Annotated in this window: 19 protein-coding genes; 9 read left to right on the forward strand and 10 right to left on the reverse strand. The window is 48.6% G+C overall.

From position 1 onward, the window contains the following. Positions 1 to 116: 116 nt before the first annotated feature. Positions 117 to 1,958, forward strand: a complete 1,842-nt coding sequence (locus FMS18_RS02175; protein ID WP_163292112.1) for a lysophospholipid acyltransferase family protein — start codon at positions 117 to 119, stop codon at positions 1,956 to 1,958. Positions 1,959 to 2,097: 139 nt separating this feature from the next. On the opposite strand, the gene FMS18_RS02180 is transcribed toward FMS18_RS02175, so the two are convergent. Further along, positions 2,098 to 3,114, reverse strand: a complete 1,017-nt coding sequence (locus tag FMS18_RS02180) for a low specificity L-threonine aldolase (RefSeq protein ID WP_163292113.1) — start codon at positions 3,112 to 3,114, stop codon at positions 2,098 to 2,100. A gap of 97 nt (positions 3,115 to 3,211) precedes the next feature. Then, positions 3,212 to 3,790, reverse strand: coding sequence for a GDSL-type esterase/lipase family protein (locus FMS18_RS02185; RefSeq protein ID WP_163292114.1), 579 nt, complete (start codon positions 3,788 to 3,790; stop codon positions 3,212 to 3,214). 209 nt (positions 3,791 to 3,999) lie between these two features. Here FMS18_RS02185 and FMS18_RS02190 point away from each other — a divergent pair, with 209 nt between their 5' ends. Together FMS18_RS02190 and FMS18_RS02195 are read left to right on the forward strand one after the other, a co-directional pair. After that, the gene (locus tag FMS18_RS02190; protein WP_163292115.1) at positions 4,000 to 4,821 is read left to right on the forward strand and encodes a metal ABC transporter ATP-binding protein; all 822 of its coding nucleotides are present in this window, start codon (positions 4,000 to 4,002) and stop codon (positions 4,819 to 4,821) included. Beyond that, positions 4,814 to 5,620, forward strand: coding sequence for a metal ABC transporter permease (locus FMS18_RS02195; protein ID WP_163292116.1), 807 nt, complete (start codon positions 4,814 to 4,816; stop codon positions 5,618 to 5,620). Before FMS18_RS02190 ends, FMS18_RS02195 begins: the two co-directional genes overlap by 8 nt. A 6-nt stretch (positions 5,621 to 5,626) precedes the next feature. Here the strand turns inward: FMS18_RS02195 and asnB are convergent, their stop codons facing one another. The 3 genes from asnB to FMS18_RS02210 form a co-directional block, all read right to left on the reverse strand. Beyond that, positions 5,627 to 7,498, reverse strand: coding sequence for an asparagine synthase (glutamine-hydrolyzing) (gene asnB / locus FMS18_RS02200; protein WP_163292117.1), 1,872 nt, complete (start codon positions 7,496 to 7,498; stop codon positions 5,627 to 5,629). Positions 7,499 to 7,668: 170 nt separating this feature from the next. Beyond that, positions 7,669 to 10,077, reverse strand: a complete 2,409-nt coding sequence (locus tag FMS18_RS02205; RefSeq protein WP_163292118.1) for a Cache 3/Cache 2 fusion domain-containing protein — start codon at positions 10,075 to 10,077, stop codon at positions 7,669 to 7,671. Positions 10,078 to 10,206: 129 nt separating this feature from the next. Next, positions 10,207 to 10,665 (reverse strand): hypothetical protein, encoded by a 459-nt coding sequence (locus FMS18_RS02210; RefSeq protein ID WP_368854138.1) that lies wholly within the window; start codon positions 10,663 to 10,665, stop codon positions 10,207 to 10,209. A gap of 57 nt (positions 10,666 to 10,722) precedes the next feature. On the opposite strand from FMS18_RS02210, the gene FMS18_RS02215 reads away from it, so the two are divergent. Then, complete coding sequence (locus FMS18_RS02215) at positions 10,723 to 11,001, forward strand: hypothetical protein (protein WP_163292120.1); 279 nt, start codon at positions 10,723 to 10,725, stop codon at positions 10,999 to 11,001. Positions 11,002 to 11,003: 2 nt separating this feature from the next. Here the strand turns inward: FMS18_RS02215 and FMS18_RS02220 are convergent, their stop codons facing one another. From FMS18_RS02220 to FMS18_RS02230, 3 genes are read right to left on the reverse strand one after another with little or no spacing between them, the layout of a single operon-like run. Beyond that, positions 11,004 to 11,627 carry a LysE family translocator gene (locus tag FMS18_RS02220; protein ID WP_163292121.1) on the reverse strand — a complete coding sequence of 208 codons (624 nt, stop codon included), beginning with the start codon at positions 11,625 to 11,627 and terminating at the stop codon, positions 11,004 to 11,006. 11 nt (positions 11,628 to 11,638) lie between these two features. Then, positions 11,639 to 12,052: a response regulator gene (locus FMS18_RS02225; RefSeq protein WP_163292122.1), complete on the reverse strand. Its 414-nt coding sequence runs from the start codon at positions 12,050 to 12,052 to the stop codon at positions 11,639 to 11,641. Between the two features lie 27 nt (positions 12,053 to 12,079). Then, positions 12,080 to 12,697, reverse strand: a complete 618-nt coding sequence (locus tag FMS18_RS02230; protein ID WP_163292123.1) for a D-sedoheptulose 7-phosphate isomerase — start codon at positions 12,695 to 12,697, stop codon at positions 12,080 to 12,082. Positions 12,698 to 12,858: 161 nt separating this feature from the next. Between FMS18_RS02230 and FMS18_RS02235 the strand changes: the two genes are divergently transcribed. Continuing rightward, entirely contained in the window at positions 12,859 to 13,977 is a 1,119-nt protein-coding gene (locus tag FMS18_RS02235; RefSeq protein WP_163292124.1) for a glycoside hydrolase family 3 protein, read from the forward strand. 68 nt (positions 13,978 to 14,045) lie between these two features. Here the strand turns inward: FMS18_RS02235 and FMS18_RS02240 are convergent, their stop codons facing one another. After that, positions 14,046 to 16,583, reverse strand: a complete 2,538-nt coding sequence (locus FMS18_RS02240; RefSeq protein ID WP_163292125.1) for a PAS domain S-box protein — start codon at positions 16,581 to 16,583, stop codon at positions 14,046 to 14,048. Between the two features lie 754 nt (positions 16,584 to 17,337). On the opposite strand from FMS18_RS02240, the gene FMS18_RS02245 reads away from it, so the two are divergent. Together FMS18_RS02245 and icd are read left to right on the forward strand one after the other, a co-directional pair. Then, positions 17,338 to 18,213: a flagellin gene (locus FMS18_RS02245; RefSeq protein WP_163292126.1), complete on the forward strand. Its 876-nt coding sequence runs from the start codon at positions 17,338 to 17,340 to the stop codon at positions 18,211 to 18,213. A gap of 387 nt (positions 18,214 to 18,600) precedes the next feature. Then, positions 18,601 to 19,746: an NADP-dependent isocitrate dehydrogenase gene (gene icd / locus FMS18_RS02250; RefSeq protein WP_163292127.1), complete on the forward strand. Its 1,146-nt coding sequence runs from the start codon at positions 18,601 to 18,603 to the stop codon at positions 19,744 to 19,746. A 106-nt stretch (positions 19,747 to 19,852) separates the two neighbouring features. Here icd and FMS18_RS02255 read toward each other — a convergent pair whose 3' ends face one another. After that, positions 19,853 to 20,194, reverse strand: coding sequence for a hypothetical protein (locus tag FMS18_RS02255; RefSeq protein ID WP_163292128.1), 342 nt, complete (start codon positions 20,192 to 20,194; stop codon positions 19,853 to 19,855). 225 nt (positions 20,195 to 20,419) lie between these two features. Here FMS18_RS02255 and FMS18_RS02260 point away from each other — a divergent pair, with 225 nt between their 5' ends. Then, positions 20,420 to 21,475 carry an efflux RND transporter periplasmic adaptor subunit gene (locus FMS18_RS02260; protein ID WP_163292129.1) on the forward strand — a complete coding sequence of 352 codons (1,056 nt, stop codon included), beginning with the start codon at positions 20,420 to 20,422 and terminating at the stop codon, positions 21,473 to 21,475. 21 nt (positions 21,476 to 21,496) lie between these two features. Next, complete coding sequence (locus tag FMS18_RS02265) at positions 21,497 to 24,619, forward strand: efflux RND transporter permease subunit (RefSeq protein ID WP_163292130.1); 3,123 nt, start codon at positions 21,497 to 21,499, stop codon at positions 24,617 to 24,619. Positions 24,620 to 24,711 lie beyond the last annotated feature (92 nt).

Below are 24,711 nucleotides of genomic sequence, written 5' to 3' on the forward strand. Positions count from 1 at the left end.
TTTATGTAGGAAAGAGTAGTGGTTGAAAATGTAAAGCATATGTCACTGTGAGGTCACACATCACCTGAATGCTCCGGCTATTATGCGTAATTAAAAATTAATAGCAGGAGCTGCCGATGGTTCGCGAAACATGTTCTGAACTGTTCAGTTTAAAATCGCCGTTTGAAGATCCTTTCAGGGGAGCATTGTTTTCTCTGATGGAAAAACCTTTGTCTCACCTTTTATGTTTCCCGCGTTTGAACTCATTGTACAGCCGGGTGCATGATGAAGAGCACTGGGTAGATAATATTCACACTGATTTTGCAAGCAAGGCCCTTAGCTTATTGGGAGTTAAGGTAGGATTGGATAGTCGGGAATTGAAACATATACCTAAAAGCGGTTCCTCTGTGGTGGTTGCTAACCATCCTTTTGGTGTTGTGGAAGGGTTGATTCTGATGCGTATGCTGAAAGCAGTGCGCCCGGACGTCAAAATCATGGCGAATTTCATGCTTGGCCTGATTCCTGAGATGAAAGAGCATCTGATCGGTGTAGATCCATTTGGGCGTAAGAATTCCCATCTTGGAAATATTTCCGGCCTCAAGGAGGCTGTTAAATGGGTCAAGGGCGGAGGTCTGCTGGCTGTTTTTCCTGCCGGGGAGGTGTCCAGTCTGAACGTTAAGGGTGCCAAGGTGGAAGACCCGGTCTGGAGTCCCACTGTAGGCGGAATTATCAAACGTACCGGAGCCAGTGCCACTCCGGTTTTTTTTAATGGCCGCAACAGTTTTATTTTTCAAGCCGCAGGTATGGTGCATCCCCGATTGCGCACTGTTTTACTGCCTCGCGAGAATTTAAAAAAGAAATCCGGTCCGGTTGAATTTGCCGTGGGCAACACGATTAGCAGAGAGCGTCTGGCAGCCTTTGATAGCAATCAGTACCTGATGGAATATTTGCGGTTTCGCACATACACTTTGCGCCCACGTTTTAAAAAGAAAAAGCTGGCCCTTCCTGTATTCAAGAAAAAGGAAAAGCCTATCAGCGATAACTCTTACCAGAGTATGATTCTTACTGAACTGACCATGCTCGGACCCAAGTCTATACTTGTGGAGAACAGCGAGTTTGCAGTGCATGAGGTTCATGCCGCCAATTGCCCATTTGTTCTGCATGAAATCGGCAGGCTTCGTGAAAAGACATTCCGGCTGGTGGGCGAGGGTACAGGACGGTCTGTTGACGTGGACCGTTTTGATAACACCTTTATCCATCTGGTTCTTTGGCATAAGGAGAGCAAGGAGATTGCCGGGGCTTATCGCATTGCCCGTGCTGACGAGCAGATTGAGCGTTTTGGGTTGGATGGTGTTTACAGTAATTCCTTTTTTGGATTTGATACGAAATTTTTTGATAAGGTCAGCCCGGCCCTTGAGCTGGGCAGGTCTTTTATTCGTCCAAGTTTTCAGAGAAATTTTTACTCCCTGATGATGCTCTGGAAAGGTATTGCTGCTTATCTCGCACGTAATCCCCGGTATAGATATTTGTTCGGCTGCGTGAGCATTTCCAACGATTATAAGAAAATATCCCGTGAGTTGATTGCGGACTCACTGATGAAACATAACGCTCGTAATGATCTTTCAGAGCTTATTTCTCCGGCCCGTCCTTTGAAATTCAAAAAGCTAAAGTCATGGCAGAAGGCACTGCCCGGTACGTCTTTTATTGATCATTCCGATCTTGAAAAAATAGTACAGGACATTGAGGGGGGGACCGGAATTCCGGTTCTGCTGCGTCATTACCTGAAAATTGGCGGTAAGCTGGTCGGATTTAATATAGACCCTGATTTCGGCAATTCACTTGACGGGCTTATCGTAGTAGATCTGCTGGATACATCCGAGCGCAGTCTGTTCAAGTTTATGGGAAAAGAGCAAGGCAGGGGATATTTAGATTTTCATCATGCCTCCGGGGGGCTCAAACCCTTTTGCAAAATGGTTTGAGAATCCCAAAAACTTTTAGTTGTTTTTGATTAGTCCAAGTACGTGAAATTTAGCGGTAGAAACGGCGAAGCCCCACTAAAAAGTTTAGGAGAGTCCAGAGAACCCTTTCCAAAGGGTTCTCTGGCCGCCGGAGGCATTCTTATATCAATTCTTTCATAGCTGCACAAAAATTATCAATATCTTCTTCAGTGGTAGACCACGAGGTCATCCAGCGGACTTCCCCGGTCTGCTCATCCCAGACGTAGAAGGGAAACTTTTCCTGCAATTTTTCCACTGCGTGTTCCGGGATGATGGCGAAAACTCCGTTGGCTTCCACCGGGCGGGTGATTTTTACACCATCAATTGCACCGGCTTTTTCCGCGAGGGTGCGGGCCAGTGCGTTGGAGTGTTCTGCGTTTCTTTTCCAGAGTTCGTCAGTGAGCAGGGCCTTGAACTGCGCACCTACATAACGCATCTTGGAAATAAGCTGCATGTTTTGCTTGCGGATGTATTCGAAATCGTTGCCAAGTTCCGGGGTGATGAAGACCGCAGCTTCTGCGCACATACAGCCGTTCTTACTCCCTCCGAAAGAGAGTACATCCACTCCGCAATCAACAGTCATTTCCTTGAAGGTGACCCCAAGGGCAGCCGCAGCATTGGCAATTCTGGCCCCGTCCATGTGTACGTGAAGTCCTTTGCTGTGCGCAAAGTCGCAAATGGTCTTGATCTCGTCTATGGTATAAAGGGTTCCCAGTTCTGTGTTCTGGGTGATGGAGATTATCGCGGGCTGGGCGCGGTGTACGTCCGGCTCGGAAGGGACCAGAGGTTTGATGGTTTCAACGGTGATTTTACCGTTAACTGTTTCAGCCAGCATGAGTTTGATGCCCATGCTTTCCGGGGAACCGCACTCATCAACATTGATGTGTGCGTCTTCGGAACAGATTACGCTGTTCCAGCTTTTGCAAATATGGCGCAAAATAAGTGTGTTTGTGGCGGTCCCGGTGGTCAGGAAAAAAATCTTGGACTGTTGCCCGAAAATATCCTTGAAAAGTTTTTCCGCTTCTGCGGAGACAGGGTCTGCGCCATAGGAGGGCATATGGTCTTCGTTGGCTTCCATGATCGCTTTCATGATTGCGGGGTGCACACCGGAGTAGTTGTCGCTGGCAAATGATCGCATGGGAAATCTCCTCATTAAATAAGGACAGCACTCCCGTCTGAATAATACAGGGGAGTGCTACCCGGTTCGTAACTGGACTGTATGGAAAGACTTATGCTTAGTTGAGGTGAGGCAGGATGTAGGGTGAAATGAATTTTTGGATCATCCCGGCCATGATGCCGTAACCTTCTGCGTTTGGATGGACTCCGTCGCTTTCCTTGAGGGCCTTGATGTATGCGGAATTTTCCCGCAGAGGTGAATTAATATCCAGACAGGGAATGTCAAGGTTTGCGCATATTTTGCTGAATTCTGAGCCAAGAATTTTTGTGCGGCAGTCCTTTTCTTCGTCAATCATGGGTGGCGGGGTAATGAATAGTGTTGCGTATTTTGTTTTCGCGTTGCCGAGGATATTTTCTGCACAGAGCTTGCTTTGCTCAAGAGGGATGTTTTTGACTGCGTCCGGCGCGCCAAAGCAGAAAATCAGCAGGGAAGGTGCATCAGCAATGATTCGGTCGGCGGTTTCCTTTTCCCAGCGGGATTCAATGTGCACGCTGGTAGAAGCCCTGACACCGAGATTGTATGCGGTCAGTTTAGACCCTTGGGGATCGAGCTGTTTGCAGATTCTTCCGGGCCAGCTCAGCCTTTCAGCGTCATTTACGCCTGAAGTAAGTGAGTCCCCGATGAATAAGAGTTGCATTTTCATATTCCTTTTAAAGTGTTATTCTCCGCTTACCTGGTTTTATAGCAGGCGGCTTAAAAGTTAGATAAACATACAGTAGAGCTATTGTAAATTTTATACTGCTGATTATATGAGATACTGCCGAAGAAAGATAGTGCAATTCATTCTCAACTAAGTTATCAACTGAATCGCTTAATTTATGAGCAATTTGCGAAAGGTGAAATCATATGAATTATGAAAGTGCGATTAGTTTTAAAAAGGTGAGTTTCGGCTACGGGCAGCATAAGGTGCTGGATGAAGCCAGCTTTGATATATTGTCGGGGGATTATCTCGCCGTTATCGGTCCTAATGGGGGCGGCAAGACAACCTTGCTTAAGTTATTACTGGGTTTGATTGAGCCGCAGCAGGGCCGTATCGAGATTCTGGGTATGCCGCCGGGCAAACATGGCGGGCAAATCGGTTACATGCCGCAATACACCAATGTTTCCGCCAGCTTTCCCATTACTGTGCGGGATGCCGTGCTCATGGGCAAGGTTGCACCCGGCTTTAAGGGCGTGTTCGGCCTCAGCTTCGGCAATGGTTCCGGGGGCGAGGTGGAAAAGGCCCTTGAGCGGGTCGGTATGCTTGAGCATATTGAACGAAGGGTATCCGATCTTTCCGGGGGGCAGAAGCAGAGAGTCTTCATTGCCCGCGCAATTGTGGATGAACCGAAAATGCTGCTCTTGGACGAACCTGCCGCCAGTGTTGATCAGGCCGGTAAAAGCGGGCTTTATTGTTTGCTTAAGGAGCTTAACGAGGAAATGACCATCGTCATGGTCAGTCATGATATTTCTGTGCTTGGACAGGGCGTAAAATCCGTAGCCTGCGTCAACCGCAAAGTTCATTTGCACGATCAGCCTAAGATCACCCGTGAGTTGCTCAGCGAAGCCTATGGTGAAACCATTAAGGGCACTTGTCCCATTGAACTGATTACCCACGGGGAATTGCCGCACCGGGTGCTGGAGTTCCATCCTGAATCAGATGACAACGAAGGAGACTGGGATGCTTGAGGCTCTGAGTTTTGAATTCATGCAGAATGCGCTCATTGCCGGGCTGCTTGCTTCCATTATCTGCGGGATTATCGGCGCGCTGGTTGTGGTCAACAGGGTCGTGCTGCTGGCTGGCGGGGTAGCTCATGCTTCTTATGGCGGAGTCGGGCTGGCCTTTTTCCTCGGTTTGCCCATGCTTCCGGTAACAGCCGGATTTGCCGTTTGCGCGGCTCTGCTCATGGCTTTAGTAACCATGCGGGTCAAGGAACGGGCCGATACATTTATCGGGGTCATGTGGGCTGCGGGGATGGCTTTGGGAATTATCCTGCTGGACATTACCCCCGGCTATAACGTGGATCTGATGAGTTACCTTTTCGGCGGCATTCTTGCCACACCCAAGTCCGACCTTATGCTCATGGGCGGTCTGGCGGTCATTGTGCTGCTGGTGGTATTCACCTGTTATAAGGGATTCTGGGCCATGTCCTTTGATGAGGAATTTGCCCGTTCCCGCGGTGTTCCGGTGACCCTGCTTTATTTTATAATGCTGGCTCTCATAGCGCTCAGTGTGGTCATGGTTATTCGCGTGGTCGGTCTTATTCTGGTCATCGCTCTTTTGACCATTCCGCCTCAGATTGCCGAGAGCAGGACCTCATCACTTTTCACCATGATGATCCTGTCATCAATCCTGAGTATGATTTTTTGTGTTAGCGGGCTGCTGCTTTCCTATCAGCTGAATCTTTCTTCCGGGGCCACCATCATCGCTGTGAGTGTAGCGGGATTTTTGCTTTCGGCTGTGTTGGGGCGGGTAAGGAGAAGTTAGCCTTCCCTAAACCCTTCCGTTCTCATGCTCAATAGCCCAGAGCGAAAGATTAAGAATATTCCAGACAAAATTCTTGTGCTTTTTGCGGCCTGAAACATGCTCGTCAATGCGGCGGTTCAGCGCGTCCATATCAAAGAATTGTTTCAGGAAGGGCGTCGCCTGACTGATGGCATCACGGGTGAACCCGGCGGAGTCTCCGCTGGTCCATTTAGCCACGGGCATGGAGAAGCCCTGCTTGCGGCGGTAGAGGATATCCTTGGGCAGGTAGCGTTCTGCAAGTTTTTTGAGCAGGTACTTGGACTCGCCACCCTTGAGCTTCAGTTCCGGGGGCAGGCTGGCCATGTATTCGAATAGTTCATGGTCAAGCAGCGGAGAGCGAACCTCAAGACTGTGGGCCATGGAGGCGATATCCACCTTGACCAGCAGGGCATCGGCAAGAAAATGGACCGTATCCATCCAGAGCAGCCGTTCTGACGGATTGTGCGCGTGTGTACAGGCCTGTCGGGAAAGTTCGTACATCCAGCTTAGAGTTGATTGGGCCAGCTGTTCACGTACCTCTGCGCGGTAAACATCGTTTTTATAGCGGGCAGTCTTGTATTCATTGCGCAGGATGCGTTTAAATTCCGGGTGCAGCTTGCAGATCATCTTGCGGCGCAAAGCTCCAAGTGCGGAACTGTTGTTAAATGCACTGGCAATATTCTTTTCAGCTAGCGGTTCTTTGCCGATCAAAGGAGCGAGGGCTGAGGCTAGTTTTACGTGGGTGTAAGCCGAGTATCCACAGGCAAGTTCGTCTCCACCATCGCCGCTCAGGGCCACTGTGACATGCTTGCGGGTGGCTTCGCTGAGCAGCATGGTCGCCAGCGAGGCATCATCGGAAAAAGGTTCGCCGTACTGCCTGACCACGGCGGGCAGCATGTATTCAAACTGGGCCGGGTCCAGATATTCCACATGATGGTTCACGCCGAGGTGCTTGGCAACTTTTGCTGCATGCCCGGATTCATCATATTTTTTTTCATGAAACCCGATGGTGAAAGTATCGATAGATTTGCTTCCGGCCTCGGCCATAAGGGCTACTATGAGGCTGGAATCCACCCCGCCTGAGAGCAACGCACCCAGCGGGACATCGCTTTCAAGCCTGATCCGGGTAGCTTCCATAAGCTGGCTGTGTAGAGAATCCAGTACTTCTTCTTCAGAACACTCGATTTTTTTGGTGAAATCCAGAGACCAATAGCGGTGCAGGGTCAATCCGTCCGCATTAACAATCCCATAGTGGGCTGCCGGGAGTTTCTTGACGGCTGAGTAAATGGAAAATGGAGCGGGAACGCATCCGGTACTCATGAACAGGTCAATGGCCTGCACATCGATATCTTTTGAAATATCTGGATGGGCAGCAAGGGCGCGGATTTCAGAACCGAAGATAAATCCATTGCCGGACTGGGAGTAGAAAAAAGGTTTTTTACCCAATCTGTCGCGGGCGATGAGCAGCTGTTGCTTGGCCTTGTCCCAGATGGCAAAGGCGAACATGCCGCGCAACATGGTGATGCATTTTTCCCCGTACTCTCCATAAAGTTTGAGCAGGACTTCCGTATCCCCGGAGGAATTGAATGTGTGTCCTTTGCGGATCAGCTCTTCTCGCAGGGATTTGAAATTGTATATTTCCCCGTTGAAAACAATGATGTTGCCGCTTACCGGGTCTTTCATGGGCTGGTTTCCCCGGTCGGAAAGGTCGAGGATGGACAGCCGAGTGTGTCCCAGCTCGATTTGTTCCTCTGTATGGATGTGCTGAAAGTCAGGCCCGCGATGGGATAGAAGGTCGAGAATTGACTTTATGTTTCCGGGCTGGCCGCCGGGTTTGAAATAGCCTGCAATGCCGCACATGATAGCTTTACCGCCGGGTCGAAGGGTTAATTTTTTAGAGTCTGAAAGCTGGGTACACGCAGTTTTTTTCCGGGTCAAGAATGAGAAGTGTGCTTAAGAGAATTACAGGGGATCATAAGAAAGGCGGTCCCCATTGGAGACCGCCCTTGGTATTTTCTTTCAGAATGCGGTTATGACTGCATGTTTCGGATCAGTTCTTTAATGTTGGCTGCAAGTTTTGCCACTTCCGAAATGGCCATAGCTGACTGGACGGTGGTTTCTGCGGCTTCAGCTGAGATTACGTTGATTTCCTCAGTTGCGCGGCTGATCTGTTCACTTGATGCGGATTGTTCTTCCGCTGCCGCTGCTATTCCTTCAATCTGGTCAGCGGAAGTTTCCACCATGCGCACGATTTCATCAAGTGCGTCACCTGATTTTGAAGCAAGGTCAGTTGATTTTACAATGGATTCAACCGCATTCTCAGAAACTCTAATATTGGTTCTGGTGCTTTCCTGAATAGAAGTGATCGCTTCGCCAACTTCCTTGGTTGCGTCCATGGTTTTTTCGGCCAGTTTACGGACTTCATCCGCAACAACTGCGAATCCGCGTCCGGCTTCACCTGCACGGGCAGCTTCGATTGCCGCGTTAAGAGCAAGCAGGTTGGTCTGGTCCGCAATATCGGTGATGACGTTCATGACCTTGCCAATGGAGTCGGTGCGTATGCCGAGTTCTTCCATGCTGGATTTAAGTTCTTCTGAATTCTGCTCAAGGGCTTGAATGGCAGTAACAACCTGTCCCACAAGTTCCTGACCTTCCACAGCCTTACCTTTGGTGGTTCGGGCGTTCTCAGAAGCTTCCCCGGCATTGCGGGCCACTTCCATTACTGTGGCGTTCATCTGGTCCATGGCTGTGGCTGTTTCACTGGCCCGTTCCTGCTGGACTTCCGCACCGCGGCGGGATTCATCAACCTGAGCAGAAAGTTCATCTGCGGCAGAGGCTAGTTGATCAGATATTTCGTCTGCTTCCTTCGCCGTATCAGCGATGGTGTCACGTTGGGCGGTAATTGCCTTTTCGTTTTCTTTGATTGCTGTGATGTCATTCATGACCATGAAGGCACCGATCAGCTTTTTATCAAGATCGTGCAGCGGAGCCACGTCAATGATTGCGTAGAAATCCTTACCGTTTGACGCTGTTCCGTTTATCTCAATTTCTGAGAAACTGCTTTCTTCCTTGATGCAGCGGTTGATGGTCTCTTCAATTGTCTGAATGCTGACCAGATCTCTGACATGCTTGCCGAGATAGTTGTCCGGCTGACCGGAAAGTCCGAATTGATCAATCAGGTGCTGGTTGATGAAAGATACCTTTTCGTCGAGGTCCACAACCACGCATGGCAGGGTCAAGCCGCTGAGGAGTCCGCTGGAAAATCCCAGTTTGTTCTTCAGTTCAAAGACCATGTGTTTGACCGAGTTGATGGTTTTACCGACTACGTCGTCAACATCGTATTCAAGTTCAGAGTCATAATCGCCATCGGATACCTTGGCGGTAAAATCGGATAGTTGCTGCAAGGGTTTTGTGGTCATCCGGATCATCAGCAGCAGGATAATGGCAGAGATGGAAAGAGCAACCACGGCGATGACGACGTTTGTGATGAAGATTTCCCTGTCCACGCCATGGGACATGTCATCAGTGTTCATCATGAATGCAAACGACCATTTCCATGGTTTGAAATAGGTGATGTATGCGGATTTTTCTGTTCCGTCTAAATTATATTCAATTTCCCCTTCTTCGGTGTTGGCAAAAAGTTCCCAGTAAGGGGCTTCTTTCAGGTTTTTGCCGGTCAGGGTCGGATGGAGCAGGACATCACCTTTACGGTTGAAAATCGTTGCATATCCTTTACCGCCCACATTTGAGGCCAGCACGGATTTCTTAAACGCTTCGGTGATGATTTTACGACCAACATAGATAACACTGACGACATTTCCGCGCAGGTCGGTCAGAGGCTTGTAGGCTGTGATGTACCAGGCGTTAACAACATAAGCCATGCCGTAGAATGTCTTACCGGACATGACGGTTTTATATACCGGACTGGAGTCGGGGATATAAGTACCTGTGGCGCGGTTACCGTCCAGCTTGAGTACGTTGGTGGATACCCGCAGCAGTTTGCCGGGCAGGACTTCAAAAATTGTTGCTGTTCCGCCGATTTCTTTTTTGAGGTCGTCAACAATGTCGAATTTGCCATTGACCGGAATCCCGCCGAATTCAAGGCTTGGGATGATCACGTTTTCACTTTGTTTGGTTACCTGATTGGTAATGGTGGTTTCCAGAGGATGGCGTTTGTTGAGTTTGGGAAAACCGAGTGAAAATATTTTTTTATCAAGAATATCAATGTCAGCTTTAACCTTATCCATCAGGATTTCATTTTGCATTTCCATGAGCGAATGGACGCTGTTCGCGATTGATTTCATGGAAGTTTGACCTAGCGTATGAAGCGAATCCTGTACTTTGTACAAGTTTATCCCGGTCATGAAAATAATCGTGGCCAGAACGATTAAGACGGCCCCAAGCATAAGTTTAGTTTGAAATGCCAGCTTCTTTAACATGCTCTCTCCTGATCCAAAGTTAGATGCTTTTGCCTTACCAAGTGTACGTTCTTCCCTCTCCGCCGACATGATCCGGCTCTGGAAATATGATTGAGAAATGTACGTGATACAGTTCTTCAGGGCATTGAGTTATTCGGCATGAATCTGTGTGTACTGCCCCCGTGAAAATTTGGCTAAAAGCCGGACCACAGCATTTTCCTTTTCATGTTCAATGCGTGATACATAAGGTGCGGCTTTGGCATAGTACACAACAACACTATCCCCTTGGTTTAACCTCCTCCAGAATGTGTTTTGTACAGCAGCGGTTCTTTCCCTCGGCAAACCGGAAGGATCTATAAAGCGATACCTGACGGTTTGATGTTCTTGTTCTGTTTTTTTTAAGTTATGTTCGCCTATTCGGCTGTTTTTTTCAATAACTATACCTATTGCCTTGTTTTCACCAAAGGCCCTTATCCTTTCCAGTCTGATTTCTTTGTAGGGAATAAAGAAAAATCCGGCAATAACCAACAGAGCCGCACAATATGCGATTTTGTTTTTTATGCCGAAATCATGTATAGATTTTGAAAATAACATGGTTTTGTTTAGCACTTGCAAGTCTATGGGGCAAGTCTTTGATCCCTACTAGCGGCATGAAAGGAGATAAGGATGAGCAGTCTTCAAAAAACAGGACAATGGTGGGTACTTGCCGTCGGAGAAGGTTTTGATGAAGGAGCTTTTGAACAACGGGAGCGTTGCAGAACGGATTTGTTGCGCAGGGTGAATGAAGCCGGAATACGGTTGGATGAAAATGTATGGGTTTATGATGCGGCTAAGTGCGCGCAACTGGTCATCCGGGTCTGCCCGGACAGGGATTCGGCAGAAGATGCAGCCCGGAAACTGGAAAATACCGGGCTTAACTTGCGCGTGGCAAGGGAGTTTGAATAAGGCTAGTTCTTGGCTAAGGCCATCTTCAAGCCGAGGCCGATAAAAACGAACCCAGAGAGTGCTTCCAGGCGTTTTTTGAATTTGCCACCGGATATTAAATGGCGCATTTTTCCCAGAGCGAGAGTGATAAAGCTGAACCAGAGAATGCCCATACTGAAGTGGATGGTCATGAGCAGCAGGGATTGGCGCAAGATGGACTCGCCGGGAGAAATAAACTGAGGCAGCAATGCAAGGTAAAAGACCGCAACCTTGGGATTGAGCACGTTGGTCAGGAATCCTTCACGGATGGATGCGGATATTCCTTTGCTGCAAGGCTTAGTGGATAACTGCGTTTCTTCCTGCTTTCTGCTGGCGCGCAGGGACTGAATTCCCAGAAATATGATGTAGAGTGCCCCGGCAAGTTTGACCATCTCAAATGCGGTGGCGGAATTCATGAGGATCATGGACAGTCCCAGTGCTGAAGCAAGGGCGTGAATGAGCAATCCGGCGTTAATCCCCGCTACAGTGCATAGACCATCCGCTGTTGAGCGGGTCAGAGTGTTATTCACCACAAGCATGGTGTCTGATCCGGGGGTGATTGTCAGTATTGCCGCTACAGGGATAAAGGCAAGAGTAAGTGCATCCATATTGTAAATCCTTAAATCATACCGAACTTACCAAGTTCCGCCTGAATTTTATCGGCGGTGATGGGTTTGGTAATGTAAGACAGGGCTTCGCATTGGAAAAAAGCGCGTGAAGCCTTGGTGCTGTCATCCAGCGCGGTGGTCATGATTGCCTTGACTTTTTTTTCTTCCGGAATTTGTTTTTCCTGTTCAATGGCCCTGATTTTTTCAAGGGTCTGCAGTCCATCCATGCCGGGAAGGATTATATCCATGAAGATGAGTTCGTATGGTTTTCCTTCAAGCCATCTACTTTCAAATTTTTCCAATGCTTCCTCGCCGCAGACAGCACAATCTATGCTTCTTGTATCAAGCTTTTGCGTGATTACCTTCAGTATTTCTTTGAGGTACATTCTGCTGGTGTTGCTGTCTTCGACTATAAGAATCTGCATGCTGGAACTCGCTTGCTGGAATTTTACTTATTCCCCGGTCAGGTAGGGTTCAAGTTCGCTGACTTCTTCGAAAAGGAAATGATCGATAAGGTGGCAGAACATGTGTCCTGCGGCAATGTGGACTTCCTGAATTACAGCAGTGTCCTTGCTGGGAACGCTTATGATGTGATCACAGATAGGCAGCATTTCGCCGGCACTGATCCCTGTCATTCCAACGGTAACCATGCCTTTGCGTTTGGCTTCCTTGAGGGCACTGATCACGTTGGGGCTGGTGCCGGAAGTGCTGATGCCGATGAGCACATCTCCGGGTTGTCCCAAAGCCTGTACCTGTTTTTCGAAAATCATCTCATATGAGTAATCGTTACCGATGGCGGTGATGATTGAAGTGTCCGTGGTCAGGGCTATACCGGGCAGGGGCGGGCGTTCAAGTTTGAACCTGTTTACAAGTTCTGCCGCCAGATGCTGGCAGTCCGCCGCGCTTCCGCCGTTTCCGCAGAAGAGGATCTTGGAGCCGAGGGCAAGGCGTACGGCCAGTGCTTTGGAAACATCGACCACCAGCTGGGAATATTGTTCAAAAAAAGATTCCCGGACTTCGAGTCCGGCGCGGGCATGGTCAACTACTTTTTGCAGGGCTGTCTGGGACATTCATTTTCCTTCTGTTTGCAATTCATTATAAGCAAGTTGAGAAATTCGTTTATAGGAAATCATTACTGGTGGCAACATGCTTGCCTATCTTGCTAAATTGCAGAATGCTCACTATAACATGTTTTTTTTATTCTGCATTCAGAAAAATACGGAGCTCTCCATTGAGAAAAATTATATTTATATTCATGTTTTTTTTCATGATTTCTAGCGGTTGTTCCTTGAAGGGCAGCTCTCCTGCCCCTTCGGAACTGGATGTGATGATCGGACAGATGGTCATGGTCGGATTCAGAGGGCTGGAACTGAATGCAGATAACCCGGTTGTCAGTGATATTAAAGATTCCCGTGTCGGCGGGGTTATTCTTTTCAGCAAGGATTGCGCCCTGAACAGCACAGTGCGTAACATTGCCGGTCCGGACCAGCTTGCGAAGCTTACTTCTGATTTACAAAGCTATTCAGACATTCCTTTGTTTGTTTCGATTGATCAGGAAGGGGGGATAATCAAAAGGCTTACCGGGGAAATGGGATTCCCGGAAACCATGTCCGCAGCAGAGCTGGGCAATAGTGGCGATATTCTGGCTGCATACAAGGCCGGGCAGACCATCGGGCAGATGCTTAAGTCCGCAGGCATCAACATGAATTTTGCTCCGGTAGTTGATGTAAACCGCAATGCTGCCAACCCGGTGATAGCGGCTTTGCAGCGTAGTTTCTCGGATGATCCTCGGATTGTAGCCGAATTTGCCGAGTCTTATATTGATGGATTGCATTTTGAAGGTATCATTTCCTGTTTGAAACATTTTCCGGGACATGGAAGTTCACGTGGGGATTCCCATCTCGGCTTTACCGATGTGACCGATTCATGGGATGCCAGCGAGCTTTATCCATTTCAAAAAATAATCAGCGACAATAAAGCGGATATGGTTATGACCGCCCATATTTTCAATTCCCGCTGGGACCGCAAGTACCCGGCAACCCTTTCCCGCAAAGTTATCCACGGACTGCTGCGTCGCAAGTTGGGCTTTGAGGGAATTATCGTCACTGATGATATGCAGATGAAGGCTGTCAGCGGTGAGTATGGTTTCAAAGAGGGTGTTTACAGAGCAGTACAAGCCGGGGCGGATGTCCTGCTTTTCGGTAATAACCTTATTTATGAGCCGGGGCTGGGCACAAAAGCCGTATCCACCCTCAAGCAATTAGTCCGTGAGGGTAAGATTACTGAGCGTAGGATCAAGCAGTCTTATGAACGGATTATGCGTCTTAAGCGGAAGTTGGCAGAAAGTTAAAGTTGAGTGCTGCCTGAGATAAAAATGAAACGGCCCTGAAAATCATATATGGATTTTCAGGGCCGTTATTAATTTTGAACAGTTGGAAGCTGGATGGTAAATTTTGTCCCCTTGCCGGGGCTGGAGTCCACATGAAATGTTCCCTGATGGTTCTGAGTAATAATGAAGTAGGAGACTGAAAGGCCCAGCCCGGTGCCGCTCCCCGGAGCCTTAGTGGTATAGAAAGGCTCGAATACTCTTTTGCGGGTGGCTTCATCCATTCCCGGACCGTTATCTGACACCGTGCATTTGACCATGTCCCGCACATTACGGATTTTAATTGAAATGACGGGCTGCTCATCCATCTCAGGCCAATCGATCATGGCTTGGGCGGAGTTTCGAAGCAGATTAAGAAAGACCTGCTCGATTTCAGTGGAGGTGCAGGGGGTCTGTTTCAGATTTTCATCGTAATCTTTATGTACGGTGATCTTTTTGAAATCGTATTTTTTCTGTGGATTGTAATCCTGTGCGGCAAGAGTTGAAGCCTTGTCCATTATCTGGCGCAGGTCTCCCGGTGCCTTGCGGGAATCGCTTTTGCGGCTGAAATCAAGCATGCCGGAAACAATAGAGGCCGCACGGACTCCTGAGTCTGTGATTCCGTTCAGGGTTTTTATGATCTTGCGGTCTTCCATGTAGGTGATGATAGAATCGATTGAACATCCCGCTTTCTCAGCTGCCTTGAGGTTGGCCGGCAGTTCAGGTGATATCCTGCGGACAATGTTCTGGATACCTTGCAGGATGCCGCCTAAAGGGTTGTTGATTTCATGGGCCATTCCCGCCGCAAGTCCGCCGATAGACATCATTTTTTCGGTCTGGATCATCATTTCATCAATTTGGACCCGCTCGGTGGCATCATCAATTCTGATTACCGCTCCTTTCATACCCTTATTCAGCGGATAAATGATTATATCCTGATGGCTGTTGGGGCCGGTCAGTCCCTGAGTGCGGATGTCGGTCTCAGGAGTTCCGCTCTCAATCGCCTGTGCAATGCTGTATGCGTATTTATTCAGGGAGGGAAAGGCCTCTTCAACTTCTGCTCCCTCAATTTTATCTGCCGGAATAACAGCCATTCTCTGGGCCGCAGTATTGAACTGGGTTATTCTGGATTGGCTGTCCACTCCGATGATTACTGAGGGCATGGAATCTATGATGTTGCGAATATAGTTTCGTGTCTCGTGCAGCTCTGTTTCAACTTTTTTGCGTTTGGTTATATCCGTACCAACACAGAGTATTTCGGTAAGCTCCCCTTCTTCATTAAATATGGGACTGTTAGTCCAGTATACCCAAACCGAACTTCCGTCCTTGCGGGTGTTCTGATTAGTATTGGACGGAAAGTCTTCCGGGGTCACTGTAACTGCGTAGAGCAGCTTTTCAAGCTCGGATTCTCCTTGTTCCGTCTTGGGAATCAAGGTGCCGATGACGCTGTTACCGATCATTTCCTCTTCTGAATACCCGAAAAAGAGCTGGGCATATTCATTAAAAAAAGTGCATTTTCCTGCGCGGTCTATTCGCAGGATGATACTGCGGGCGGTTTGGACCAGTTCCCTGTATTCGTGTCTTGAGTGCGCAAGCATTTGTGAGTGGGCAGAAACTTCATCAAGCAGTCTTAGGATTTTACCTGAAAAGAAGGCCGTAGCTGTTATATAGTTCCTATTTTCTATAAATGCCATCTTTCGGGCTTCGGTATCCCAGTCCACTTCGCGGATGCGCTGGGCTGAATGCTCGATTGCCGATAGATGGGTCAGTTTTATATTCGGCTCCGCGGCGACTCTTTTAAGCAATTTGTTGATCCTGATAAAATCCTGTTCGTTCTTTTCAAGATCCCAGGTCAGGAAGGCGGACCTCTTAGTTAATATAGCCAGGCATATTGCGGTAAAAAGAATAAGAAATATCCCCGCATAGAATTCCGTTGAGATATCCTTGGCGACGGTTATTGATAACCCTCCGAAATCGGTGACTTCGGTTTTTGCGGATGAGAAGACGTGAAAATGGGAAAAAAACATCCTTCCAACCTGATAAGCACCCGGAAAATAATTATTTTCAGAGTGATACAGGCAGTTACCGTTATTATCCCTAATGTAGAGCTCAGTTTTATTGGGCGAGACAGGAAGCAGGCTCTCCGATGGTACCTTGGCTATGGCGAAGCTGTGGTCCAGCCGTTGAATGAGATAAATATCCTCACACCCGGATTTATCCCCTTCCGCCTGCCTTATGAGCAGAGATTGTCCCGGCTGAAAGTCTTTAACTCTTTGAAAAATAGGTGCTTTTGCTATGGATTTGATTTCGATGGGAAAGGGGCGGGTGTTGACCACCTCGCCATCGGGAGTGACTCTTAAAATGGACAGGCCATGGTCAAAAGTCGCTCGGGAGGTAACCACGGTTTCCAGAAATGAAATTCTCTCCACCAGATAGTTGGCCCATGTTGAGGCTTTATTGTCCACTTCATTGGAAATTGACCAAAAGAAGAGGATTGTTGAGCAGAGCGAGCTTGCAATGAATATAGTTAGAAAAAGGCAGAGATAATTTCTTATCCGGTTGTTCAGTCTGTGAATACTTCTAATCTTCATGGGAAATATTTGTTCGCCCCGATAAAGGGGCTTTTTTTTGCGGGTGTTTTTTCGGGTCATATATTTGAAATATGATCCTGTAAACAATTTCCGACTCCCTTAATTAGGAAATAATTTCCTCTTCACACAAGGCAGAACTTTCCTCCCGCTATTTTTCTGCATGGGTTTCTCTTTTTGTATTAAGAAGTCTTTGTTTTTAAAAATCCTGTCTAAACAAGATCTTGCGTCTTCTTTTGGTAAATAAATAAACGTTTCTGGAAATACAGGCACGCCCATTGCAAATCTATCGGCAGAGTAAACCTCTACCTAATCAACAAGGGAGTGTGACCGGAGAATATATCGATGATTTCATGAGCAGCTAAAGGCATTTGGTCAGTGTGGTTCTCGGAGGTTGGTAATGTGCGGAGTTAAGCCCGCATAGAGAATATTTCCCATAACGGGACATGTGAGAATCGCCGCCGTATGGCCGTGCCTGTACAGAGTCGCGGACTCGTTAAGGAGTCCCGAGTCTTAACTAAAGATTAAGCGGACACCTGCGTGAGTCCATATGCAGGTAATGCCCGAAGATGCTCAAGATGATTTGTCGGTGATTATCCGGGCAACAAGGCCGTAGGCCGCATGTCGAACTGTTCCGGAGGGTATTTTATGCAGTAGAAATTCAAGCGGATTTTAACTGACTAATTTAACCAGTAAAAGGTCGGAGTGGAAGGACCCACTCAGGCGAATTTTCGAAATAATTCAAGGAGGAATTATTATGTCGCTCGTAATTAATCACAACTTGATGGCCATGAACGCCAGCCGTAACTTGCAGGAATCATATGGTAACCTCGGTGTATCAACCCGTCGCCTGTCTTCAGGTCTTCGTGTTGGAACCGCAGCAGATGATGCCGCAGGTCTGGCAATTCGCGAACTCATGCGTGCGGATGTTAAGTCCCTGAACCAGGGTATTCGTAACGCTAACGACGCCATCTCCATGATCCAGACTGCTGATGGAGCTCTCGGTGTTATCGATGAAAAGCTCATCCGTATGAAGGAACTTGCAACTCAGGCCGCAACCGGTACCTACAACTCTGACCAGCGTCTTATTATCGACTCTGAATATCAGGCGATGGCATCAGAAATTACCCGTATCGCGAATGCGACCGACTTTAACGGAATCCACCTGCTTAACGGTAACGTGTCTGGCGACCACAGCGGAGCCGGTTTAAGGTCAACCGGTAAAGTTAAGGTTCACTTTGGTACCGCTAACGATAGTGCCGAGGATTATTATTACATCTCAATCGGCACCTCCACAGCTTCTGCGCTGGGTGTTGGGCTTGCTGCTAACAACTCCATCTCCACACAGCAGCAGGCACAGGCGTCTCTTGATAAGTTGAATAATGCGATTATCTCCAAGGATAAGATTCGCGCAAACCTCGGTGCTCTCCAGAACAGACTGGAAAACACCATTACCAACCTCTCAATCCAGGCTGAAAACGTTCAGGCTTCGGAATCACGCATCTCCGACGTTGACGTTGCGACTGAAATGACTGAGTTCACCAGGAACCAGATTCTCACTCAGTCCGCAGTAGCCATGCTTTCCCAGGCAAACGGTATGCCCAGGATGGCAATGCAGCTCATCGGTGGCTAGTAACACAGATGGGTTCAATACACTCAGAAAGGGAGGTCCGACCATCGGGCCTCCCTTTTCATTTTAGCGGAATTGTGAATTATGTACTGCTGACCGTACTTCGTTTTGATTAATCTTTCTTTGTTTGCATTTTTAGCGAACTATGGTGAGGTTGCTGTTGGTTTTGCTCTGTATCTTTACTTTTTTGCAAGAACATCGTATATCTGCGGCCTGAATCCAGAAATGCAGATACAATCCTGCCTTTTGTCCAGCCCGCGGACGGTCGTCATCCGGTTCCTCTTTTCAGTTTACGCAATAACTCGAAAAAATCCGTCCTGCCCTGCCTAGCACCATCCATCGCACAGTCGTAAGGAGCCGGAGCTGTGCTCATGATTTAAGGAGATCATTTTGTCTACGAAAACAGTATATTTCATCGAAGGTGACGGTATCGGCCCGGAAGTCTGGGGTGCCGCCCGTCCTGTAATTGATGCCGCTCTTGAAAAAGCTTACAGCGGTGCTAAGAAAATTGAATGGTCTGAACTCCTTGCCGGTGAAAAAGCATACGAAGCCACTGGAGAATATCTGCCTCAGGACACCCTCGACACCCTCGCCAAAGCGGAATTGGCCATCAAAGGCCCTTTGCAGACCCCAGTGGGCAAGGGAATCCGTTCCCTCAACGTAACCCTGAGACAGGTTTTTGATCTCTATGCCTGTATCCGTCCTATTCGTTATTTTGAAGGTATTGAATCCCCGGTAAAGCGTCCCGATCTGGTGGACATCGTGGTTTTCCGCGAAAATACCGAGGACGTTTATGCCGGTATAGAGTGGAGCTCTGCTTCTCCCGAAGCAAAGAGAGTAATTGATTTTCTGGTTGATGAAATGGGTGCCAAGATTGATCCCACTGCGGGCGTAGGTATTAAACCTATTACTCCCGCTGGCTCCAAGCGTCTGGTCCGCCGGGCTATAGATTACGCCATTGACCAGAATCGCGAATCCGTGACTCTGGTTCATAAAGGCAACATCATGAAATTCACTGAAGGCGGCTTCCGCCAGTGGGGTTACGATCTCGCAGAGGAAGATTATGCCGGGCAGGTTGTTAAAGAAGGCGAAGATGCAGCCGGAAAGGTTGTCATTAATGACCGCATTGCCGACGCTATGTTTCAGGAATTGCTCATGCGTCCCCAGCAGTACAGCGTGGTAGCGACCACCAACCTTAATGGTGATTATCTTTCTGATGCACTTGCCGCTCAGGTTGGCGGACTCGGACTTGCTCCGGGTGTAAACATGGGTGATAAGCTTGCCATTTATGAAGCAACTCATGGAACAGCACCTACTATTGCCGGAAAAGACCTTGCCAACCCCGGAAGTATTTTGCTGTCCGGTGCCATGCTGCTGGAAAACAACGGCATGGGCGAAGCAGCTGTTTTGATTAAAAATGCGGTTGAAAAAGCTTTGGCTGCTAAGAAGGTAACTGTGGATCTGGCAAGTCAGATCAGCGGTGCCGAGCAGGTTGGCTGCAAAAAATTTGGTGAGATTATTCTCGCTAATCTGTAGTAGGTTTAAGGACTTACCTAGTAATTGACTGAGGCTGAAAGTATTAAGCCCTCCCCATGTGTTTGTGGGGAGGGCTTTTTTGGCGTCGATGCTGGAAGTGGTAAATTTATTCCACTTTGAATTTAATCCCTTGCTGGGATTGTTTCAGTTCAATGTGGCTGTCCGGGTTGTCAATTTCAATGGATGTGATTTTATATTTATCCATATCATAGTCATATATATTGGGAATGGTTTTGATGATCAGGACCTTTTTTTCAAAGCCCTTGAGCAGCTTTTTTGATTCTCCGGGTGCAATGTTGAATTGGGCAACGCTGACCATGCTTTCCGCAATCGTAATCGATCCCGCTACTGTGTATTTGCATTTGTTTTTTATGGTCAGGGCGGCAGCTGGTGCGGCGGTGGCTATGAATAGTGCTGTAACTACTAATATTGTATAGATTTTGTTCATTTGTCCCTGGGGATGAATTTTAAAAAAGATGCTTAAAAATGCCAGATTGTTTTGCGGAGAGTAAATTATAAATTCGTCCGTGTGTAGTTTTATAACTCATACTTTTGGTTGAGCAGGTGAGTGATTGCTTATGTTAATGGAATTAAGCCTCAGTTGACTATACTGTGATCTCACGTAAGGTGTGCCCGTCGGAAATAAAGTTATAATTCATATCGGAGCCGATCTATGCAACGGATAATATTTTTTTTGATTTTCATACTTTCTGCCTGCCCTGTTCTCGCTGCTGAGAAGAAGGCCCCCCAGATGCCTCCTGCCCATGTGGCGACATCTAAATCATTTGCAGGTCAGGTTGCTCCTGAGTCTTCATATATCGGTACTGTTTATTTTTCCGAAACATCTGATGTTGCCTCTGAAGTAAGCGGAAAAATCGTCCGGGTTGAAGTGGAAGAAGGAGATACGGTCAGGAGAGGCGAGGTCTTGATCAGGCTCAGTTCCGATCTGCTTAATACTGAAATTCGTGCGGCAAAAGCTGCCTATGCTGAATCCAAGGCCAACTACGATCTTGCCAAGCGCGACGACCAGCGTATCACCAAGCTTTTTAAGAGCGGTTCCGTTCACGAAGGTGAATACGATTCCAAGCGGTTCAAAGCCATTGCCATGGAGAGTGAACTTGCTTCCTCTCAGGCCAAACTGCGCCGTCTTCAGATTCAACTTTCCAAGAAAACTATCCGTGCTCCTTTTGACGGTATTGTGCTCAAACGTTCTGTCTACCTCGGCGAATGGCTTTCCATAGGTGAAGACGTAGTCAAATTGGGTATGAATACCAGCTACGATGTTGTGGTCAACGTTCCGCAGGATGTGGCGCAGGTGGTCAAGCCCGGTCTTGAAGTGGGCATCAGCGCAGGCGGCAAGGAGTACAAAGGCAAAGTCTTTGCGGTTATTCCCCGTGGTGATATCGCCAGCCGTACTTTTCCGGTAAAAATACGAATTAACAGCAAGAACGGTTTTAAACAGGGTATGGAAGCGCGTGTTTCCCTGCCTAACGGTCTGGCCAGCGAGACGGTTGTTGTGCCCCGTGATGCGGTGATTACTCTACGTGGAACTACTATGGTCATTGCGGCCATTGACGGTAAGGCCCAGCCTTTCCCGGTACAGGTTGTCGGTTTCAAAGGCATGAATGCCGGAGTGCGCGGCAAAGGCCTTAAAGCCGGAATGGATATCGTCACTAAGGGCAACGAACGCCTCAGACCCGGACAGCCCGTGGTCATTGATAACATATAGCCACGCGGTCCGGAGTGAATCATGGATTTTGTTAAATTTTCAATTGAAAAGCCCGTTTCGGTGCTGGTTGGAGTTATCCTGCTGGTTCTTTTCGGCGGGCTGGCCCTTTCCGGTTTGCCTTATCAGCTTTCCCCGTCTGTAACTGAGCCTGAAATTACCGTTCAAACTACATGGACCGGGGCCACCCCTTATGAAATCGAGCGTGATATCATTGAAGAGCAGGAGAAAGTACTCAAGGGTGTTACCGGATTGCTGGAAATGGAGTCCGAATGCTTTGACAGTTTCGGGCGTATTTCCCTGCGTTTCAAAATCGGCACCAATATTGATGATGCTCTGCTCAGGGTTTCAAATAAGCTGAACGAGGTTAAGAAATATCCTTCGGATTCTGACCGTCCGGTGATTTCAGCTACCGGTGCTTCAGCATCCCCGGTTATCTGGATGATTCTGCGGACCCTGCCGGACAACGAACATCATATCAATGAATTTGCTACATATTTTGAAGATAGTGTGCGTCAGTATCTTGAGCGTGTGGACGGTGTTGCCGACCTGTTCGTGGGCGGCGGTACTGAAAATGAGATGCACATCATCATCGCGCCGGAAAAGCTGGCCGCTTACAATTTGACCATCGATAAGGTTACACAGGTACTTAAAAGCGAGAACTCCAACGTTTCAGCCGGGAATCTGGGGGTCGGACGCCGCGATTACCGTATCCGCACCACCTCTGAATTCAAGACTCCCGAAGAGATTGAAGCCGTTGTAATCACTTCTTCCGGTCAGCAAAGGGTAACCATCGGAGATGTCGGCAAGGTCGTACCCGGCTTTGAAAAACAGACCGTTGCCATGCTTCATAACGGTATTCCCGGTATGGCTATAGGGGTTAAACCTGAACCGGGTTCCAACGTTCTGGAGGTAACCAAGAACGTGCGCAAGGTTGTTGAAGATCTCAACGCGGGACTCCTTGCTGATAAAGGAATTTTTCTTGACTGGGTTTACGATCAGGCACCGTATATTAATGGCGCAATTGATCTCGTAAAACAGAATATTATCATCGGTGGTGTACTGGCGGTCATCGTACTGCTCATCTTTTTGCAGTCCCTTTCGGCTACGGTCATTGTCGCCATCGCCATTCCTATTTCCGTCATCGGTTCTTTCATCGTTTTCGGCGGGATGGGCAGGACGCTGAACATCGTCAGTATGTCCGGTATTTCCTTTGCCGTGGGTATGCTGGTGGATAACGCTATTGTTGTTCTTGAGAACATCGACCGCCACCGCGGCATGGGCAAGCCTCCGTATCAGGCCGCCTATGACGGAGCCAGCGAGGTTTGGGGCGCGGTTTTGGCTTCAACCCTGACCACCGTCGCGGTATTTCTCCCGGTCGTTTTTATTGAAGAGGAAGCAGGGCAGTTGTTCAAGGATATCGCCATCGCGGTTACCTGTGCCATCTCCCTGTCCCTGTTTGTGTCCATCTCGGTAATTCCCATGCTGGCCAAGCAGTTCTATTCTTTTTCCAAGCGCAAAAAGAAGGCCAAAAAGAATATCCTTACCGGGATCGGGGCCAAGTTTTCCGATGCCATCATGGGCCTGCTCAGCCTTGCCATCCGCAACTGGGCCACAAGGCTTTCCACTGTAGCCATCTTGGTTGCGGCTTCGGCCCTGCTGGTGATTTCCTTCTTTCCGAAGATGGAATACCTGCCGCAGGGGAACAGGAACCTGATCCTGTCCATTCTCATTCCGCCGCCGGGGCTTTCGTTTGAAGAGCGTTCCTCCATTGGCGAATTTATCGCGGCTCAGACTGAGCCGCATATGAAGGAGGAAAAGGATGGTCTGCCTTCAGTTGAACAGCTTTTTTATGTTTCCGCCCCGGATATTAACCTTTTCGGTGCCATTTCCGGTGATGAGGAACGCCCTGCGGCTTTAATTCCTCTTTTCAGTCGGATCATGAATTCAATTCCCGGTATGTTCGGGGTCAGTATTCAGGCTTCGATTTTTGAAACGGGCCTTGGTAAAGGGCGTATGGTCGCTGTTGATTTCAGCGGACCGGAACTGCCCAAGCTTATGGCTGCCGCCGGGACCATGTTCGGCATGGCCCGTCAGGCAATACCTAATGCGCAGGTGCGGCCCATTCCGTCTCTTGAGATGCTTTATCCCGAGGTGCGCATTGTGCCCGACCGTGACCGTCTGCGCGCGGCTGGTATGTCCAGTCAGGAAATCGGTGAGGCCCTTGATGTTCTCATGGACGGCCGCAAGATAGGTGATTTCAAGGAAGAAGGTAAAAAGAAGATAGATCTGAAGCTCATGGCTTCTGACAAGCGGGTTAACACCCCTGAAGATCTCTACGAATCCCTTGTGGCAACCCCGCAGGGCTGGGCGGTCCCGGTATCATCCCTTTCCCGTCTGGAACGGACCTACGGTATCACCCAGATTCGCCATCTTGAGCGGCAGAGGACTGTTACCTTGCAGATCACTCCGCCCAAGTCTATGCCTCTTGAGCAGGCTATGGATATTGTCCAGAACGAGCTTATCCCCAAGGTTAAGGAAATGGGACTTATGGACGGTGTGAACGTGCGTATGTCCGGTGCGGCAGATAAACTGACCCAGACCCGTGAGGCTATGCAGTGGAACTTCCTGCTGGCGGTGGTCATTACCTACCTGCTCATGGCGGCTCTGTTCGGTAACTTTATTTATCCGGTCATTATTTTGCTGACCGTGCCTCTTGCTGGTGCAGGCGGATTCCTCGGTCTGAAGCTGGAGAACCTGTTCATCGCCCCGCAGCCGCTGGATGTGTTGACCATGCTCGGCTTCGTTATCCTGATCGGGGTTGTTGTTAACAACGCAATTCTCATCGTGCACCAGTCCTTGAACAACGTTCGTAACGAGGGCATGGAGCACCGCGAGGCCGTGCTGGAAGCGACCCGCTCCAGACTGCGTCCCATCTACATGTCGGCAACAACATCCATTTTCGGCATGCTCCCGCTGGCAATCGCCCCCGGTCCCGGTTCCGAACTCTACCGCGGACTCGGAGCAGTAGTACTCGGCGGTCTGGCCCTGTCCACGGTCTTCACCGTGTTCATGATCCCGGCTCTGCTCATGTTCTTCATCAAGATGGAGAAGGTTGGCGGGAAGGCTGAGGCCCATTCAGCATAAAGATAATGTCTGGAAATAAAACCGACCCTGATGTTGAGAAACACAGGGACATAGGCTACTTATATTCCCATCGGCGAGTAAAATCGTCGGTG

Origin of the sequence: Desulfovibrio sp. JC022 (assembly GCF_010470665.1) — a bacterium.
Lineage (GTDB): Bacteria > Desulfobacterota > Desulfovibrionia > Desulfovibrionales > Desulfovibrionaceae > Maridesulfovibrio.

What these genes read in the sequence shown, in the direction of transcription:
- FMS18_RS02220 (WP_163292121.1), bottom strand. Translation starts at nt 11,627, where the DNA reads ATGGATGCACTTACTCTTGCCTTTATCCCTGTAGCGGCAATACTGACA.
- FMS18_RS02215 (WP_163292120.1), top strand. Translation starts at nt 10,723, where the DNA reads ATGAGCAGTCTTCAAAAAACAGGACAATGGTGGGTACTTGCCGTCGGA.
- FMS18_RS02180 (WP_163292113.1), bottom strand. Translation starts at nt 3,114, where the DNA reads ATGCGATCATTTGCCAGCGACAACTACTCCGGTGTGCACCCCGCAATC.
- FMS18_RS02240 (WP_163292125.1), bottom strand. Translation starts at nt 16,583, where the DNA reads ATGAAGATTAGAAGTATTCACAGACTGAACAACCGGATAAGAAATTAT.
- asnB (WP_163292117.1), bottom strand. Translation starts at nt 7,498, where the DNA reads ATGTGCGGCATTGCAGGCTATTTCAAACCCGGCGGCCAGCCCGGAAAC.
- FMS18_RS02230 (WP_163292123.1), bottom strand. Translation starts at nt 12,697, where the DNA reads ATGTCCCAGACAGCCCTGCAAAAAGTAGTTGACCATGCCCGCGCCGGA.
- FMS18_RS02260 (WP_163292129.1), top strand. Translation starts at nt 20,420, where the DNA reads ATGCAACGGATAATATTTTTTTTGATTTTCATACTTTCTGCCTGCCCT.
- FMS18_RS02255 (WP_163292128.1), bottom strand. Translation starts at nt 20,194, where the DNA reads ATGAACAAAATCTATACAATATTAGTAGTTACAGCACTATTCATAGCC.
- FMS18_RS02225 (WP_163292122.1), bottom strand. Translation starts at nt 12,052, where the DNA reads ATGCAGATTCTTATAGTCGAAGACAGCAACACCAGCAGAATGTACCTC.
- FMS18_RS02190 (WP_163292115.1), top strand. Translation starts at nt 4,000, where the DNA reads ATGAATTATGAAAGTGCGATTAGTTTTAAAAAGGTGAGTTTCGGCTAC.
- FMS18_RS02245 (WP_163292126.1), top strand. Translation starts at nt 17,338, where the DNA reads ATGTCGCTCGTAATTAATCACAACTTGATGGCCATGAACGCCAGCCGT.
- FMS18_RS02205 (WP_163292118.1), bottom strand. Translation starts at nt 10,077, where the DNA reads ATGTTAAAGAAGCTGGCATTTCAAACTAAACTTATGCTTGGGGCCGTC.
- FMS18_RS02175 (WP_163292112.1), top strand. Translation starts at nt 117, where the DNA reads ATGGTTCGCGAAACATGTTCTGAACTGTTCAGTTTAAAATCGCCGTTT.
- FMS18_RS02265 (WP_163292130.1), top strand. Translation starts at nt 21,497, where the DNA reads ATGGATTTTGTTAAATTTTCAATTGAAAAGCCCGTTTCGGTGCTGGTT.
- FMS18_RS02195 (WP_163292116.1), top strand. Translation starts at nt 4,814, where the DNA reads ATGCTTGAGGCTCTGAGTTTTGAATTCATGCAGAATGCGCTCATTGCC.
- FMS18_RS02185 (WP_163292114.1), bottom strand. Translation starts at nt 3,790, where the DNA reads ATGCAACTCTTATTCATCGGGGACTCACTTACTTCAGGCGTAAATGAC.